Annotated in this window: 16 protein-coding genes; 11 read left to right on the top strand and 5 right to left on the bottom strand. The window is 43.1% G+C overall.

The features are described from left to right. Positions 1-155 precede the first annotated feature (155 nt). Together HGT70_RS16800 and HGT70_RS00960 are read left to right on the top strand one after the other, a co-directional pair. Entirely contained in the window at positions 156-338 is a 183-nt protein-coding gene (locus tag HGT70_RS16800; protein WP_214194644.1) for a DUF1493 family protein, read from the top strand. A 230-nt stretch (positions 339-568) separates the two neighbouring features. Then, positions 569-865, top strand: coding sequence for a hypothetical protein (locus tag HGT70_RS00960; RefSeq protein ID WP_214194645.1), 297 nt, complete (start codon positions 569-571; stop codon positions 863-865). 267 nt (positions 866-1,132) lie between these two features. On the opposite strand, the gene HGT70_RS00965 is transcribed toward HGT70_RS00960, so the two are convergent. From HGT70_RS00965 to pdxR, 4 genes are all read right to left on the bottom strand, one after another. Continuing rightward, a complete protein-coding gene (locus HGT70_RS00965; RefSeq protein WP_214194646.1) occupies positions 1,133-1,369 on the bottom strand; it encodes a hypothetical protein in 237 nt (78 codons plus the stop codon). A gap of 529 nt (positions 1,370-1,898) precedes the next feature. Next, on the bottom strand, positions 1,899-2,930 hold the full coding sequence (locus HGT70_RS00970) for a methionine synthase (protein WP_071433735.1): 1,032 nt from the start codon (positions 2,928-2,930) through the stop codon (positions 1,899-1,901). Between the two features lie 27 nt (positions 2,931-2,957). Next, on the bottom strand, positions 2,958-3,938 hold the full coding sequence (locus HGT70_RS00975; RefSeq protein WP_214194647.1) for a DUF1852 domain-containing protein: 981 nt from the start codon (positions 3,936-3,938) through the stop codon (positions 2,958-2,960). A gap of 310 nt (positions 3,939-4,248) precedes the next feature. Next, complete coding sequence (gene pdxR / locus HGT70_RS00980) at positions 4,249-5,700, bottom strand: MocR-like pyridoxine biosynthesis transcription factor PdxR (RefSeq protein ID WP_214194648.1); 1,452 nt, start codon at positions 5,698-5,700, stop codon at positions 4,249-4,251. Positions 5,701-5,804: 104 nt separating this feature from the next. Here pdxR and HGT70_RS00985 point away from each other — a divergent pair, with 104 nt between their 5' ends. Further along, positions 5,805-6,536, top strand: coding sequence for a GNAT family N-acetyltransferase (locus HGT70_RS00985; RefSeq protein WP_244968786.1), 732 nt, complete (start codon positions 5,805-5,807; stop codon positions 6,534-6,536). Here the strand turns inward: HGT70_RS00985 and HGT70_RS00990 are convergent. Further along, positions 6,526-6,897 carry a winged helix-turn-helix transcriptional regulator gene (locus HGT70_RS00990; protein ID WP_071433742.1) on the bottom strand — a complete coding sequence of 124 codons (372 nt, stop codon included), beginning with the start codon at positions 6,895-6,897 and terminating at the stop codon, positions 6,526-6,528. The genes HGT70_RS00985 and HGT70_RS00990 overlap by 11 nt on opposite strands. Positions 6,898-7,043: 146 nt before the next feature. On the opposite strand from HGT70_RS00990, the gene HGT70_RS00995 reads away from it, so the two are divergent. The 8 genes from HGT70_RS00995 to HGT70_RS01030 all read left to right on the top strand — a co-directional run bounded on the left by HGT70_RS00995 (position 7,044) and on the right by HGT70_RS01030 (position 15,226). After that, the gene (locus HGT70_RS00995) at positions 7,044-7,655 is read left to right on the top strand and encodes an NAD(P)-dependent oxidoreductase (protein ID WP_214194649.1); all 612 of its coding nucleotides are present in this window, start codon (positions 7,044-7,046) and stop codon (positions 7,653-7,655) included. Between the two features lie 11 nt (positions 7,656-7,666). Beyond that, positions 7,667-8,134: a nuclear transport factor 2 family protein gene (locus HGT70_RS01000; protein ID WP_071433746.1), complete on the top strand. Its 468-nt coding sequence runs from the start codon at positions 7,667-7,669 to the stop codon at positions 8,132-8,134. Between the two features lie 105 nt (positions 8,135-8,239). Continuing rightward, on the top strand, positions 8,240-8,584 hold the full coding sequence (locus HGT70_RS01005) for a YnfA family protein (protein WP_071433748.1): 345 nt from the start codon (positions 8,240-8,242) through the stop codon (positions 8,582-8,584). A gap of 303 nt (positions 8,585-8,887) precedes the next feature. Next, positions 8,888-9,916, top strand: coding sequence for an L-idonate 5-dehydrogenase (gene idnD, locus HGT70_RS01010; RefSeq protein WP_214194650.1), 1,029 nt, complete (start codon positions 8,888-8,890; stop codon positions 9,914-9,916). A gap of 93 nt (positions 9,917-10,009) precedes the next feature. Continuing rightward, positions 10,010-11,329 carry a gluconate:H+ symporter gene (locus HGT70_RS01015; RefSeq protein WP_214194651.1) on the top strand — a complete coding sequence of 440 codons (1,320 nt, stop codon included), beginning with the start codon at positions 10,010-10,012 and terminating at the stop codon, positions 11,327-11,329. A gap of 485 nt (positions 11,330-11,814) precedes the next feature. Beyond that, positions 11,815-12,582 (top strand): ABC transporter permease, encoded by a 768-nt coding sequence (locus HGT70_RS01020; protein WP_214194652.1) that lies wholly within the window; start codon positions 11,815-11,817, stop codon positions 12,580-12,582. Then, on the top strand, positions 12,582-13,319 hold the full coding sequence (locus tag HGT70_RS01025) for an ABC transporter ATP-binding protein (protein ID WP_214194653.1): 738 nt from the start codon (positions 12,582-12,584) through the stop codon (positions 13,317-13,319). The genes HGT70_RS01020 and HGT70_RS01025 overlap by 1 nt, the downstream gene beginning before the upstream one ends. A gap of 8 nt (positions 13,320-13,327) precedes the next feature. Continuing rightward, positions 13,328-15,226, top strand: coding sequence for a DUF4422 domain-containing protein (locus HGT70_RS01030; RefSeq protein WP_214194654.1), 1,899 nt, complete (start codon positions 13,328-13,330; stop codon positions 15,224-15,226). The last annotated feature ends 5 nt before the right edge of the window (positions 15,227-15,231 follow it).

Here is a 15,231-nt window from a genome sequence, read left to right on the forward strand (position 1 = left end):
GTTGAATATAATATCAGGTTACCGCTAATTTTTATAATCGAAAGCCATACTTTTTTGGAAATATTTATCGAGTAAGTATTCTTGTATTTTCACAGATAAAAAATATCTTTAATTTTTGGATGGAAAATATATCGATGTTGGGTGTAGGGTTTATAATGAATGACTATTTCAAACACTTTAACGTCGAAAGTAGTGAATTTGACTTGCTAAGATGCTGGCCTTATGAGACAGGCTTTCTACCTAATTATTTAAGGCCTTTATCTCGAAAAATCCCTGACGTTCCACCCAAGCCTCTAACGATTCGTTTGTTCGTGGAATCAATGAAATCTGGGTGCTAGCTTTTTTATATAGGTATCAACCCAATAATTTGTATTTAAAGCTAGCAACCCATTTCTTATTTATATCAGGCTAAGTAATAACAACCTATTTATTTCACTGCCAAGTGATTGAATGCTTTTAAATATCATTAAAATTCAATGACCTATTAGTTACCTCTCCGAGTTAGATTGATTTATTTTTTATAATGTTATCCATTTCTTTTATCTTTAGTAAGAGAACTCTCTCCCATATGATTAACCCTCCAATAATCCATGCTAATAAATCCTTTTCAGGTAATAGATATAATGATAATGTGATGAGAGATGTAATAATTATTGTCATGATGATATTAGTTTTTTTATTTTGGAAAAATAAAAAGGTTAATTCAAAATTTATTAATTTATCTAGCATCTATTTCTCTATTTTGTCTAGTGATTTGCTATTGGATGAGGAAGAAGAGGTGCAAGCTCCAATCGCCGTAATCGTTGCAATCAGTGCTGCGCCAAGACCCATAAATGCTGAGGCCATAGCAGCGGTGGAACTGTAAAAACAGTTGTTATCAACATCTTCATAAGCCGCTCCAGATACCCTATTATATTCTTTTTTTGATAGTTCCCTCATAATGGAACCTCCATGTAAAAGTTAATTAATAGATTAAGATCTCTCTCATAAGTAAAGTATTTTTCTACTAGCAGTATATGTTTCTCTAAAACTCCCTCTTAATAATTAAGTCATTATTAAACTGCACCGAGCACTCATATTTATTTTGAAAATTTGAGGCAATAAAGATATCTTCCTGACCCTCTGCGTTACGTTAGGCATATTTATCGACGACAATGTTTACAACATTTTCTGAAAAAATTTTAATATAATCGTTTCTACTGAGAAAGTGTGTGGTTTGATGCTTACACTTATCATCAGCGGGTTGTTCAACATAAGCTGTTGAAATATAGGATGCAAAAAGTCGCTCAACACTCACTTTTTCTCTGAAAATATGTTCTGGACTAATATGTAGGTCATTCATAATTGTATTGGTTATCCCTATAGACATTGAAGCTCCTACTTTAGAATAGATCCCTTTGGGGATGGGCCTTTCGATTTCATACATGAGTTATTACTATTATATTGATAGCTGGGGCGGCCAGACCATAACGCTATCTCTGTAGGTTTGGTTATCATCATGGTGTTATATAACTTGAATTTTATTTTGTATAGTTGATTATTTTTGAGTTAACGTTATTTTTTAGTTTTAATCCTAATAATTGTAATGATAGATTCAATCTGTTCAGCTTTTTTTACTTACTACGTTTTTTCGCTTTTTAAACTTGGTCTCCACGGCGAATGTTAGGGACAAGTGATAATGACTAGATGCTTTAATAGAGTAATTAAGTATGGCTTTCACATATTTGTTTGCATGGTCGCTCTTATGTAAAGATAACGTTAATGATATCGCCAAGGCTTTTTATAGGATAATTACAAGGGGTAATGAGGGAGGGGAAAGAGACGTGATGATCATAGTATCGCCCAGTGAGAATAGGTTATGCTAACTTACTCTTACTGGACGATTAGCCGTGGGCCTATTATTTATTCAATAATTCATTACGTACAATAGCGGCACCGGCACTTAATGCGCGTAACTTCGCATTGGCAACGTCACGGGATAGCGGCGTCATTCCGCAGTTAGTGCTTGGATAAAGCTTGTCCGCGTCAACAAATTGTAGCGCCTTGCGCAGTGTTTCAGCCACTTCCTCTGGCGTCTCGATTTCGTTAGTGGCCACATCAATGGCCCCGACCATCACTTTCTTGCCGCGGATTAATTCGATCAAGTCCATCGGAACGCGAGAGTTCTGACACTCCAAAGAGACGATATCGATATTCGACTTTTGTAACTTTGGAAAGATTTCTTCGTATTGACGCCACTCTTCACCGAGGGTCTTTTTCCAATCGGTATTCGCCTTAATACCATAGCCGTAGCAAATGTGAACTGCCGTTTCGCATTTTAACCCTTCGATAGCTTTCTCTAAGGCGGCAATACCCCATTCATTAACTTCATCGAAGAACACGTTAAACGCTGGTTCGTCGAACTGGATGATATCGATACCCGCTGCTTCTAGCTCTTTCGCTTCTTGATTTAAGATCTTAGCGAATTCCCATGCGAGTTTTTCGCGGCTCTTGTAATGGCCATCATACAGGGTATCAATCATGGTCATTGGACCAGGGAGTGCCCATTTAATCGGTTTATCGGTCAGCTGACGTAAGCGTTTCGCATCTTCAACAAATACCGATTTAGGACGAGAAACAGGGCCAACTACGGAAGGAACACTCGCCTCATAGCGGTTACGGATTTTGACGATTTCGCGTTTCTCAAAATCTACCCCCTCTAAGTGCTCGATAAAGGTAGTAACAAAGTGTTGGCGCGTTTGTTCGCCATCACTCACGATATCGATCCCAGCGCGTACTTGGTCATCTAAGCAAAGGCGTAACGCATCATTTTTACCATCGATCAGTTCTTGGCCTTCTAGCTTCCAGGGCGACCATAATTTTTCTGGCTCAGCAATCCAAGACGGTTTAGGTAAGCTGCCCGCTGTGGAGGTAGGGAGTAAAATTTTCATAACAGGTGACCTTATCGTTTTAATTTATTAGACGGGTTGCTGAGCTGACCATTGTTCAAGTTGTGTTTGGTTCGGCTTGATAAAATGCTCTTCGGTAAACTTACCTTGCTCGGTGGCTAAACGCGTACGCTCTTCGCGGTCATACTCAATAACGGTTAATGAGTGATCTTGATGGTTGAGCGCTGGGTGATAGCGCAGCCCCGCTGGCGAATTGGCATTATAAATCTCTGGGCGATAAATTTTCTGGAACGTCTCCATGGTGCTTATGGTGCTGATCAGCTCGAAATTACTGTAATCACGCAGTAGGTCGCCATGAAAATAGAAGGCCAGTGGCGCAACACTGTTAGCAGGCATGAAATAACGTACCTTTAGGCCCATCTTACCGAAGTAGTCGTCGGTTAACGATGGATTGTCTTGTTGATACTCAATTCCCAATACAGGGTGAACATTGCCAGTACGCTGATAAATGTTCTTACTGGAGACACTTAAACAAATCACCGGCTGCTTACTAAAGTGCTGGGCGTAGGTCTCTGAGTTAACGAAGGCTTTAAAAATATTACCGTGTAGTACGCCGTAATTATCCGGGATAGAGAATGAGGTCTTATCTTTATTAAATTCAGGTAGTACTACGCTGAAATCGTAATCACGAACATACGAAGAGAAGTTGTTACCCACGATGCCTTCAATACGTTCACCGGTTTGACTATCGACAACCGTCGTTTTTAAAATCTCAATCACTGGGAAGCTATCATTGCTACCGGCATTGATTGTCATGCCGACCGAAATAATCTCTAGCTCAACCGCATAACGATCGGAATTGGGATTATCCCACGTGGCGAGAGAATTAAAGCGATTATTAATCATGGTTAACGCATTGCGTAGATTCTGCTGGCGCTTCTCGCCCCGAGCCAGATTGGCAAAGTTAGTGGTGATACGAGTGCTATCTGACGGGTTGTAGTGCTCATCTAAGCGAAGGCTTTTAATACTGAAGGAAAATGCGTTATTCATTATTATTGGTATCCTAATTCTGTTGTGATGCCTGAGTCGCACGCTGACTATAATTATTGTTGAGCGCGTCGAGTTCAGTGAAACCTACTGTCTGTCGCCAATGACTCATTTATGCCAGAGTACTTGAAAGAGGGGAAGTGACTTAATTTCACTTCTGTATGAGTCATCTTCATGTTGCGCATACGCGAGGCACAATCAGATGTAGGTCTAGATATGACTAATGCCTATCGTATTGTTTATAATGATGTTAATTAGGTTGGTGCGCTAGCGTAGTTGTGGTGCCGCGGCATGCGTTGCTTTAGAAATGGGGTTAGGTCTGTTGAATAATATTCACTAAGCGTTCCACGGCATCAGCGATCGATGACGTTTCGGTGTTACCGTAACCAATCACCAATCCCGATTGTTTTTGCCGTGGATCCTGAAAATATTGAGAGTAAGCTCTCACACCTAGCCGCTGATTATTTGCGGCCGCCGCAATAGAGATATCATCACTCTCACTAGGTAGACGCAACGTAAGATGCATTCCCGATTTTCCTCCAAGAATATCGCAGTCAGGAAAATGCATGCTTAAGGCTCGGCGAAGCGCCATCTGGCGTTGTCGATAAAGTCTTCGCATACGCGCTAGATGGCGAGCAAACTCACCGCTGTCGATAAAATCAGCCAGTGCAATCTGTTGTAAGCGATTACTACTTCTAAAAATTTCATGCAGTGCGGATTCGGCTTCCTGGATAACCGTAGCAGGAAGAACGACGAAGCCTAGACGTAATGTAGGGAAAAGCGTTTTACTGAAAGATCCAATATAAATAATGGGCCCCTCCTTGGTAATACCTTGCATCGATGCGATGGGTTCTCCCTGGTGACGAAACTCCCCGTCGTAATCGTCCTCAATGATCCAACTGCCATGCTGGCGTGCATGGTGGATGAGTGACAGGCGCCGAGAGATGGAAAGGACGGCTCCAGAAGGATATTGGTGGGCAGGGGTTGTATAGATTAAAGAGGGGGGAAGGTGCTGCCATATACCCTCAGGAATATTGACTCCTTCCTGATCAACGGGTAGGGGGTGAGTAACAAGGTTACCTCCTTCGAAGATCGTTGCTGCTGCGCGATAGCCCGGATCTTCAACCCACACACGGTCTCCGGGTTGCGTAAAGAGCGTAATGCAGAGTTCAAGTGCCTGCTTTGCCCCCTCGGTAATAATAATCTGCTCTGGCCGACAGACCACGCCTCGAGCGAGATAGAGATGCTGGGCGAGGGCTTGGCGCAAGCATTTTTCGCCCAGAGGATCGTTGAAACCCAGTTGTGGGGTATGCAGCGATTGGCAAGCGCGCTCTAGGGAACGGCGCCATGTCGCCAAGGGAAACTGATTTAAGGCCGGCATACCGGGTGACAGCATCATATTTGCTGATAGTTTCTGTCGGGTACTGGATGTCTGTACGAGCCGAGCCGGAAGCCGATAAGGCGTAGCGTGATGTTGCTGAGCAGGCGGGACATTTACTGCGAGGCGGGGAGCCACGCGAGTTCCTGTTGGGTCAGTAACTACGTAACCCTGAGCAAGCAAATGTTCGTAAGCGCTCACCACCGTATTGCGCGATACGCCTAATTCTTTTGCCAGTAACCGCGTAGGCATTAACAGCGTCCCAGCGCGAAGATCGCCGTGTAAAATAGCCTGCTGTAAACGCGTCACTAGCTGCTTTTGTAACGAGGCCGTTTTCTCTCCTGAAGGTGAAAAGGATTTATCTAAGGGTAGCGAGAAATCAAACATTGATATGGTCCTATAAAATACCCGGGCCTTGGTACTTTAAACAATACCAGGTGTTTGTCATCTTGTCGTTCTCACGCCATGAACTCATGATAGTTAGGGACAGTATGACGCACTATAATCAGTATCAACAACCAGTTGGTGAACCACTAGAAAGTTGGCAGGGGGCAGAACTCCCAGCGAAACAGCCGCTTATCGGCAAATATTGTCGGCTTGAGCCCATCGATGCGGGCAAACATAGCGAAGACCTGTATAGGGCATTTTCTGAGGCGGAAGATGCGAGGGATTGGACCTATTTACTCACCGGCCCTTTCGAGCGACAAGGGGATTATCAAGCCTATCTTGCTCACTTACAGACACTTAATGACCCGCTACATTATGCGATTATTGATCTCACGACGCAGCGAGCGATTGGCAGTATTGCTCTTATGCGCATTGATGCCCTACAAGGTGTGATTGAGATTGGTCATGTCACTTACTCATCTAAACTTAAACGTACGCGCTTATCTACTGAAGCCATCATATTATTGTTACATTACACGCTTGAAGACCTCGGTTATCGCCGGGTGGAGTGGAAGTGTAATGCGCTGAATCAGCCATCACGCGCAGCAGCGCTACGGCTAGGCTTTACTTACGAAGGCCTCTTTCGTCAAGCGATGGTGGTACGGGGGCATAACCGTGATACGGCATGGTTTTCGATTATTGACCATGACTACCCTGCGTTACAGGCCGCGTACCAGCAGTGGTTGGCCCCAGATAATTTTGATCTGCAGGGACAACAGCGACACAAGCTAAGTATATTGATTGAACAACAGCGCGCTACCACGACTAGCCTTTAACCGGGGTAGCACCGTTAGCTTTGCGTGAATAGCAGATAGCTTCGTGATGGCTATCTGCCCACTGTACTAATTGCTGTAAAGGATACAGGAAGGACTCACCTAGCGTAGTCAGCCGATACTCCACTCGAGTTGGAACTTCAGCGAATACCGTGCGGGAAATATAGCCGTCAAATTCTAACCGCTTTAGCGTTACCGTCAGCATCTGACGTGAAATATCACCAATTTCTCGATGCAGTTCGTTAAAACGAAATGCTTTACTCGCCAACGATTCTAGAATCAATAAACTCCATTGATCACCAATACGATCCAACACATCACGAATCGGGCAGGGGTGCCCGTATTGCGCATATTTGTTTGCCATCACTCATCCTTCATTTGACTAAGTAGTCACTTTGGCGTGACTTAGGTGCAACAGGCCAACCTCTTGCAAAGAATCAGGCGGCACAGTAGCATCAAATTTAGCGGTCTACAATTAAGACTTAGTTTCGTTCTCTCAAGGAGGTTTGTATGGTTTCGGTTGCAGTTGTTGGTGCGTCAGGTCATGTAGGGTCACGTATTCTAAAAGAGCTTTCTCAGCGCGGTCACAGTGTTACGGCGATTGTCCGCCAGCCGGATGCAGTGCCTCATCTTCCCAATGTCACCGTAGTTCAAGGGGATATCAACGAGACACAAGCGTTTATTGAGACACTAAGCGGGCACGAGGTTGTGGTGAGTGCGGTGAAGTTTGCACAAGTTTCACCAACGCGACTTATTGATGCGGTAAAAGCGTCTGGTGTATCCCGTTACTTAGTTGTAGGTGGCGCAGGGAGTTTGGAGGTAGCACCGGGTCAGTTGCTCATCGATCAACCCAACTTCCCAGAAGCGTATTTGCCAGAGGCGCGTGCTGGACTTGATTTTCTAAATCAGCTTCGCAACGAGAAAGCCTTAGATTGGACCTTTATTTCTCCCTCGGCACTGTTCGAAGCGGGTGAGAGAACTGGGCACTTTCGTATTGGGCAGGATACGTTATTGAGTAATGAGCAAGGTAGTCATATCTCTTACGAGGATTTTTCGATGGCACTAGTGGACGAAATCGAAAAACCAGCCCATTCTCGTCAACGTTTTACAGTCGGTTATTAGAGGCGATCAGAATGCGTAATAGTAAAGCATTAGCGGTTGGTGTTGGCTTACTAATGGCCAGCACTTCACTATTGGCCGCGCCAGCCAATAGTGTGCCGAACTCACAAAGTGAGGCCAATCGTCAATTAGTCGTTACTTTCTATAATCAATTTTTTAATCAGCACGATATTGATGCAGCGTCAAAAGTAGTCGCCGATGGCTATCGTCAGCATAATCCACAGGTGCCAGATGGTAAGCAGCCTTTTGTTAGCTACTTTAAAGGTTATTTTAAGCAGCATCCGCAATCTCATGCGCAGATTATCCGTAGCGCGGTAGATGGCGATCTTGTATGGCTACATATTCATTCTACGGAAAGCCCAAAAGATCGTGGCCAAGCGATTGTCGATATCTTCCGGGTTGACCATGGGAAAATTGTCGAGCATTGGGATGTCATTCAAGATGTTCCGCAACAGGCTGCAAACAGTAATACGATGTTCTAAAGCATATCGCTGTAATATGTAGAAAAAGGTAGCCCCGCTCCCTTGTTTCTGCGAGACGAGTTAGGTACGTTCTCTCACGCTTTATTTCTTGTGAAGGAACGTACCTTGCTTTATATCTACTATTTCTTTTTATTTATTGTCACCGCTATTGCCGAAATCGTTGGCTGCTACCTACCGTGGCTAATTGTTAAGCAAGGTAAGCCGCTTATTCTCCTTATCCCCGCCATTCTCTCATTACTGATTTTCTGCTCGTTACTCACTTTGCATCCTGCAGCTGCCGGACGTATTTACGCTGCCTATGGAGGCGTCTATATTCTCGTCGCATTAGGGTGGTTACGGTGGGTTGAGGGAGTGAGTCTAATGCGCGACGATTACCTCGGCGCATTCGTTATTTTTCTAGGGGTTGCCATCATCATGGTGCAGCCCTTATCTAGACTACTTGGCAAATAATCGACTATTTGCGCAAGCCACTCATATAGCGCTGAACTATGTGAACTGTGGGGCATGTAAGGGGCTCGAAAAATCCTATAAACCTCACTCGATAGGGTGATTATTTACTCGAAATAGAAGGTAGTTCAGCGAGCGTATTTTGGGTGCCTCATACTGAGTAAGAAACCCTCTTCCCATCACATTTTGAAAATTTCTCATCATCAATATCTCGATTAAGTGAAGTGTTCGACAGATTTCGATACTGGTTCGCGGTTTGATAGCGTTTTCTCTCTATCCCCATCATTTTTAAAAAAGGCGGCAAGTATGACGATAACGACTCACTCTTGTGTGGTGAAAGGAAAACAAGCGGTGGATGTCGTAACGCAAACCGTCGACTATTCAGGGAAAGGGACACTGATCAAGGTGTTACGTGGCGGAATTTGTGGGTCAGACCTGCACTATTATCAGCACGGAAGGGTCGGTAATTACGCGATTAAGATGCCAATGGTGCTCGGTCACGGGGTGATTGGTACGGTAGAGCAGAGTGATAGCCCTAAACTGCAACCAGGGCAGAAAGTCGCGATCAATCCGGCTAAAGCCTGTGGTGAATGCCAATACTGTTTAGCTGATGAATCGAATCAATGTCTTGCCATGCAGTTTTTTGGCAGCGCGATGCGGCAACCGCACGTTGATGGTGGCTTTACGCAATATAAAGTGGTCGAGACATCGCAGTGTATTCCCTTCGCTGCATCTCTCGATGAGCGGGTGATGGTCTTTGCTGAGCCATTGGCGGTTTGCCTTCATGCACTGAACCAAGCAGGTGGCGTGACAAATAAGCGAGTATTTGTCTCGGGGGTAGGGCCTATCGGCTGTTTGATCGTTGCTGCGGCGAAGGCGAGTGGCGCTAGTGAGATTGTCTGTAGTGATATCAGCGCCCGAGCGCTGGCGTTAGCCGATACATTGGGTGCATCAGCCACTTTATTGGCTGACGATGAAATGGTCTCGTATCGTACTGATAAAGGGGTGTTTGACGTAAGCTTTGAAGCATCAGGACATCCCAGTGCCTTGACTCGCTGCATCGATGTGACACGTGCAAAAGGTTGTATCGTCCAAGTCGGTATGGGCGGTGATATACCTCAATTTCCGATGATGACAGTTATCGCCAAAGAGCTACGAATCGTCGGTACCTTTCGTTTTACACATGAATTTACCACCGCAGTTGAATGGCTAGCGAGTGGCAAAATCAATCCTTTACCACTGTTCAGCGGTGAATATAGCTACCGGGAGGTCGACGAAGCCCTGCAGTTTGCTGGGGATAAGCATCACGCATCGAAGGTACAGCTAGTTTTTTAGTATTAATACGGTGTCGGAGGGACTAAAGGCTTACATTAAATACCCTCGTACCTTCGCACGCTATCAAAATAATAATTTTATAAGGTAGGTTATATGCCTATTACGATCATTGCCCTGGGTGTTGTACTGTTACTTGTATTAATGATTGTTTTTAAGGTTAACGGTTTTTTAGCGTTAATTTTTGTTTCCGCAGTCGTTGGGATAGCCGAAGGGATGACACCGCTGCAAGTGATTGCTTCTATTCAAAAAGGTGTTGGCAGTACCCTCGGAAGTTTAGCAATGATCCTCGGCTTTGGCGCGATGCTCGGTAAATTAGTCTCCGACACTGGCGCAGCGCAACGTGTGGCAATGACATTAATCGACGCCTTTGGAAAACAACGCGTCCAGTGGGCAATGATGGTTACTGGCCTAGTCGTTGGGCTAGCCATGTTCTATGAGATTGGCTTCGTCTTGCTACTGCCCTTAGTGTATACCGTTGTGGTCGCAGCGGGTATTCCACTCCTGTATGTTGGCGTCCCCATGGTGGCGGCGTTATCCGTTACGCACTGCTTCTTACCTCCTCACCCTGGTCCAACCGCGATTGCGACCATCTTTGGCGCGAATCTAGGCACAACCTTACTGTATGGCATGGTCTTAACGTTACCGACGGTCATTATCGCCGGCCCTATCTTTTCCCGGTTTTTAAAAAAATACGAGAAGACACCACCAGAAGGCCTCTACAATACAAAAATATTTACTGATGCTGAGATGCCAGGATTCTGGACGAGTATCTTCGCCGCGGTAATCCCCGTGGTCCTCATGGCTCTAGCGGCAGTATTTGAATTAACAGTTGCCAAAGAAAATCCTATTCGCCAATTCTTCGAGTTTATCGGTAACCCGGCGGTCGCCTTATTTATTTCGGTGATTATTGCAGCGGTAACCCTAGGTTTGCGTAATGGCCGTAAAATTGAAGAGGTTATGGAGATGTGTGGGTCGTCGATTGCCGCTATCGCCATGATAGTATTTATTATCGCGGGTGGCGGGGCATTCAAACAGGTGCTGGTGGACAGCGGTGTTGGGGAATATATTGCGCAGATGATGCGTAACTCCTCGCTTTCACCTTTACTGATGTGTTGGACAGTGGCCGCAATGTTGCGTATTGCACTGGGGTCCGCGACGGTAGCTGCTATTACCACTGCCGGGATCGTAACGCCGATTATTGCAGTCACCCATACTGATCCGGCGCTGATGGTGCTGGCAGTGGGGGCAGGGAGCGTCATCGCTTCCCATGTCAATGACCCGGGTTTCTGGTTATTCAAAGGATATTTCAACTTAAGCGTAGTGGAGACACTTAAAACGTGGACAGTAATGGAGACTATTATCTCGGTGATTGGTTTAGTTGGGGTACTAATACTTGAGGGTATTGTGGGGTAGGGATAATTCAAGGATCACCGCGTTGATACCTTCAGGTATCTCGCGGTGTTTTTAAGAATAGATTAGGTAGAAAGTAATTTAGTATAAAATTAAATTTTTCTGATTTATTAAAGTATCCAAAATATTTATCGATAGTGTTAGCACCCAATATCTATGGTCAAAAAAATATAGTATTTATTATAAAAAGAGTTATTGATCGATGAGGAGACTTATTCTTTATTTTTTAATAATAAATAATGCCATTTATCAGAATAAGATACCTTTGATGATTATTGTTTAAGGTAGCAAAAGCTATACTCACAAATTGAAACGTGCCGAGCGGTGAAAACTACATTGATGAGTGCACACATTACCGCTCAATTTGATAAGAATTTTTCCTGAATCGACCCTAGCCCATCTTCTTTTCTAACAATACGTGATATGATTGCCGTCATGTGCTTGTAGCGATACTTGCGAATAATTTTCATAGTCAAGATGAGTAAGCAATGAAGTTAACTTTTGGGTATCTTATTGATTTAATATCAGTTATTACTGAGAAAGAGTTAAAGGTTAGGTATAAAAGCAGTTTCCTCGGTTACCTCTGGTCGATGGCAAATCCGCTACTTTTCGCCATGATCTACTACTTTATATTCAAACTAGTAATGCGCGTTCAGATACCAAACTATACCCTCTTCCTTATCACGGCCCTGTTTCCTTGGCAGTGGTTTACGAGTGCGGTAGGCAACTCTCTTTTTTCTTACATTGCCAATGCCCAGATCATCAAAAAAACGACCTTCCCACGTTCGATCATTCCTTTCTGTAATACGTTTATGGAGTTTCTACATTTCCTTTGTACTATCCCGGTGATTGTAGTTTTCCTTTATGTGTACGGTATGTCCCCTTCATTGAGTTGGCTATGGGGTATTCCTCTGATTGGTATGGCACAGATGATTCTTATTTTCGGGCTATCACTAATGCTGTCATCTCTAAACCTGTTTTTCCGTGATTTAGAGCGGTTTGTACCATTGATTTTAATGTTAATGTTTTATTGTACACCTATCCTCTACTCTACTGACCTGATCCCTAAGCAGTATCACTGGCTTATCACGGGCAATCCGATGTCAGTAATTATCTCTGCTTGGCGTGACCTATTTATGCATGGAATAATCCGCACCGGAGACTTACTGGTGATGTACGGAACCGCTATCCCAGTATTAATTTTAGGTGTACTTATTTTCAACAAGTTAAAATTCCGTTTTGCGGAGATTCTGTAATGACTGTTATTGAATTTCAAAATGTATCGAAATCGTATCCTCTCTATCATCACATTGGTTCAGGGATAAAAGACCTTATATTTCATCCATATAGAGCGTTGAAATTACTCAAAGGTAAACAGTATAAAGCGATTGAAAACATTAGCTTCACTATAGAGAAAGGTGAAGCTGCCGCATTGATTGGCCGGAACGGCGCAGGTAAAAGCACTTCTCTTGGCTTGGTCACCGGAGTCATTAAGCCTAGTAAAGGCAAAGTGACGACAGTAGGGCGAATTGCTTCAATGTTAGAATTAGGTGGTGGTTTCCATTCCGAATTAACGGGACGCGAAAATATCATCATGAATGCAACCCTTATGGGGTTACGTAAAAAACAAGTAATGGAAAAACTTGATGCTATCATCGAATTTTCTGAGCTTGGCGATTTTATCGATGAGCCGATTAGAGTCTATTCAAGTGGAATGCTAGCTAAACTTGGATTCTCAGTCATTAGTCAAGTTGAGCCGGATATTCTAATTATCGATGAGGTATTAGCTGTTGGAGATATCGCTTTTCAGAAGAAATGTATTGAAACGATAAGAAACTTCAAAGCCAAAGGGGTGACTATTTTATTCGTCAGCCACAACACCTCAGATGTAGAAAAAATATGCGATAAAGTCATATGGATTGAAAACCATAACTTAAAAGAAATTGGCCCTGCTAGTCAGGTTATCCCTAAATATAAAGCACACATGGTATAGAGATTACTATGAGCACTATAAAAATTTATACCTGTCATCATAAGGCAAGTGCCTTTTTATCATCGAATTTAATTGAACCTATACATGTTGGTAAGGCGTTAAACTTAAATGATATAGGCTGTATGGGTGATAACACGGGAGATAATATCTCCTACAAAAACCCATTCTACTGTGAACTCACCGCCCATTATTGGGTATGGAAAAATGCGCAACCTACTGATTTTGTAGGTTTTATGCATTACCGTCGGCATCTCAATTTTTCTGATAATCAGTCAATGGCCGAGGATAATTGGGGTGTCATTAATGCAGAAGAGCTTGATGCATCTTATGAAAATGAATGCGGGCTTACTACAGAACAGATTACGGCTACGTTAGAAGACTGCGACCTCATACTGCCTAAAAAATGGTCAGTAACCCAAGCAGGTAATAGATCTAACTACAGCCATTATATGCGTAGTGAATACTTGCATATTGAGCATTACGATGAAGCATTAAAGATCATTGCCAGTGATTATCCTGAGTATGTCTCTGCGGCAGAGAAATTTAATGCGGCGTCGGATGGCTATTATACTAACATGTTTGTCATGAGACATGACCTGTTTGATCGCTATTCAAAATGGTTATTCGATATTAGCCAAAAATTAGAATCTAAGATATCGTTTAATAATTTTAACTCCCAAGAAAAGCGGGTTATCGGTCATATATCTGAACGCCTTTTGAATATATTTATTTTACGTGAGCTAGAAATAAATCCTGATTTGAAAATCAAAGAAGTTCAGAGAACCTTTATCAAAAAAGAGACTTTTAATGGTAAGTTAGCCCCTGTCTACCCAAAGGGCAGCATTCCTGTAGTTATATGCTTTGATGATAATTACGCCATCTCTGGTGCGGCACTTATCAACTCGTTGTTAAAGAATTCTCAAGATGAGTTGAACTACGATATAATTGTTTTAGAAAATAAAATAAGCACGATTAATAAGTCTAGATTATTTAAATTAGTAGCCGAAAAAAATAATTTTTCATTAAGATTCTTTGATGTTAATACGTTTACAGAACTTAATGATGTACATGTCAGGGGCCATTTTACAGCTGCGACCTATGCAAGGCTATTCATCCCGAGACTGCTCAAAGATTACTCTAAGGTTATATTTATAGATGCGGACACTGTTGTAGAACATGATATCGCAGAACTATATGAAATAGAATTAGGAACTAATTTAGTCGCCGCGGTTCGCGATATTGTGATGGAAGGATTTGTTAAATTCGGTGCAATGTCGACTAGCTCATTTGGGATTATGCCAGCAAAACAGTATTTGCATAAAGTATTGGCAATGAATAAACCTGAAAAATATTTTCAAGCAGGTATCATTGTATTTAACATCGACCAAATGAATAAAGAAGATACTTATCAGCAGTTAATGGCCGAAATGAAAAGTGGTCAATATTGGTTCCTTGATCAAGATATTATGAATAAGGTCTTCTACGATCGCGTCCATGATTTACCATTGGAGTGGAACGTTTACCATGGTAATGGTAACACTGACGATTTCTTTCCTAATCTGGTCTTTTCAACCTATAGCCAGTTTCTTCGTGCTCGCATGAAACCAAAAATGATACATTTTGCAGGTGAGAACAAGCCTTGGAATACAAGCCGCGTTGATTTCTTTGACAACTTTGCTAAGAATATCGCCGATACCCCTTGGCAATACCAGCTTTATCAAAATCTCGCGGGTCAGACGCTAGGCTCAACGAACGCAGTGACTTCTGGGGCGCCAGCACTATTGTTACAAACGCGGATAAAAAGAAGATTAATGCCGATGGTAGATCGCTTTGCGCCGACAGGATCTCCGCGCCGTAACTCATTAATAAAATACTACTATATTGTTAGACGTAAGATTTTGGGATAGGAATC

This window comes from Rosenbergiella collisarenosi (assembly GCF_018494085.1).
In the GTDB taxonomy this organism is placed as follows: Bacteria; Pseudomonadota; Gammaproteobacteria; order Enterobacterales; family Enterobacteriaceae; genus Rosenbergiella; species Rosenbergiella collisarenosi.